The sequence below is a fragment of the Oleiphilus sp. HI0043 genome, from assembly GCF_001634935.1.
In genome coordinates this window covers 1-1,199 of the sequence record NZ_LWEY01001540.1, presented here as the reverse complement: position 1 = coordinate 1,199, position 1,199 = coordinate 1, and the positions used below count along the sequence as shown (strand labels likewise).

2 protein-coding genes are annotated in these 1,199 nt (G+C 48.0%); one reads left to right on the top strand and one right to left on the bottom strand.

The features are described from left to right. A partial coding sequence (locus A3729_RS23050) for a hypothetical protein (RefSeq protein WP_197475997.1) occupies window positions 1-189 on the bottom strand: 189 nt, incomplete at its 3' end. Between the two features lie 201 nt (window positions 190-390). Here A3729_RS23050 and A3729_RS23045 point away from each other — a divergent pair. After that, a partial coding sequence (locus A3729_RS23045; RefSeq protein WP_068634321.1) for a zinc-binding dehydrogenase occupies window positions 391-1,199 on the top strand: 809 nt, incomplete at its 3' end.

Genomic DNA, 1,199 nt, shown 5'->3' with positions numbered 1-1,199 from the left:
TTCTGAGCCGTGCATGTAATACAAATTAAACGGCGCAACTCGCTCTTGTTCAGCGCATTCACTTAGCCAGCTAAGAAGTAGACGCGGCATGGCAACACTCATTCCCAGTATCAGGTTTGATACGCCAAGCATCTGCCCGGAAAGCTGCTCCTTGGAAATTTTCTTCGATTGATAAACGGCTTCAAGCATCTTGCTACTCCCCTTAAGATTCTTTTACTGTAAACCCAGTTTGAACAAACATTCTTAAGGCGGCGTGTTAGTTTAGTGAATTATTTCTTACAGGTGTGATTTCAGCTGCTTATGTCTTTTAAAAACCTATAGCTTTTTTGAGCAACATCAGCTTCAATATTGCACCAAATTAACGACCCTTCTAGCGTGAACAGCCAAACTATGAAAGCCCTAAGCATAAGCTCTCCACCAAACCTGGATAGCCTTGAACTGATAGAACAAGATCAACCAGCCCCGTTACCAGGCCAGGTAGGAGTAAGAATACGCTCCATTGGTTTGAATCGAGGCGACCTTCTATTCTGTCAAAACCGCTACTTTATCAAGCCAAACCCAGGAAGCAGGTTAGGCTTCGAAGCCGCCGGGATTGTTGACGCATTACCAGCTGACGGTAAAAGTAACTTTAAGCTAGGTGACAAAGTGGCCCTATGCCCAATGAGCTTTGATGTTCATTCACAAGGCACACTGGCAGAATATGGAGCCTATAACGAAGCATCGCTCATACCGAGCCCTGACTCGGTACCCGATGAACACTGTGGCGCAATCTGGATGGCCTACTTCACTGCCTGGGGAGGCTTGATTGAAGCGGGAGGCCTCAAACCGGGTGAAAATGTCGTTATCACCGCAGCATCAAGTTCCGTGGGTATCGCGGCTACCCAAATCGCCAACATGATTGGCGCAAACCCCATAGCCACCACAACTAGTCAAGAAAAGGCAGAAATACTGAGCCAACTCGGCGCACCGCATGTCATCGTCCAAGACAGAGATGATGAAGCTAACCTCAAATATGCCGAAGAAGTGATGAGCATAACCCAGGGAAAAGGAAGCGACCTGGTATTTGATGCCGTGGCAGGCCCTGGCACACATGGCCTGGTAAAAGCCTCAACACGAGGCGGTAGAATTGTAATTCAGGGAATGCTCGACAGGCGGCCCATGGATATTCACGCAGGTGTATTGATGAAGCGCTTGTTGAC